We start from the raw sequence: 522 nt of genomic DNA on the forward strand, positions 1-522 counted from the left end.
CCCCGGCACCCGCCCCGACCGCTCCGGCCGGCGGGCTCGACCCCCGTGCCCTGTGGCCGAACATCCTGGAGGCGGTGAAGAACCGCCGCCGCTTCACCTGGATCCTGCTCAGCCAGAACGCCCAGGTGACGGGCTTCGACGGCACCACCCTCCAGCTCGGCTTCGTGAACGCCGGTGCCCGCGACAACTTCGCGAGCAGCGGCAGCGAGGACGTGCTGCGGCAGGCGCTGGCCGAGCAGTTCAACGTGCAGTGGAAGATCGACGCCATCGTCGACCCGTCCGGCGGCGGCCCGGCCCCCTCCGGCGGCTCCGGCTTCACCGGCGGCTACGGCGGAGGCGGCGCCGCGGGCCCGGCGGCCACCCCCGGCGGCTACGGCGGTTACGGCGGCGGCACCGGGGGCGGCCTCGGCTCCGCACCCGCCGGCTCCTACGGCGGCGTGGCCACGGCCACCTCGACGCGCCCCGCCCACTCCCCGTCCGCGGGCCCTGCCGCGCCCTCCGCCTCGACGGCCCCCGCCACGG

At 78.0% G+C, this 522-nt stretch carries 1 pseudogene; it reads left to right on the top strand.

Going from position 1 to position 522, the window contains the following annotated elements:
- Positions 1–522: pseudogene (locus tag CCN42_RS34425) on the top strand (DNA polymerase III subunit gamma and tau); the annotation flags it as partial.

This window comes from Streptomyces glaucescens (genome assembly GCF_002154375.1).
Lineage (GTDB): Bacteria > Actinomycetota > Actinomycetes > Streptomycetales > Streptomycetaceae > Streptomyces > Streptomyces glaucescens.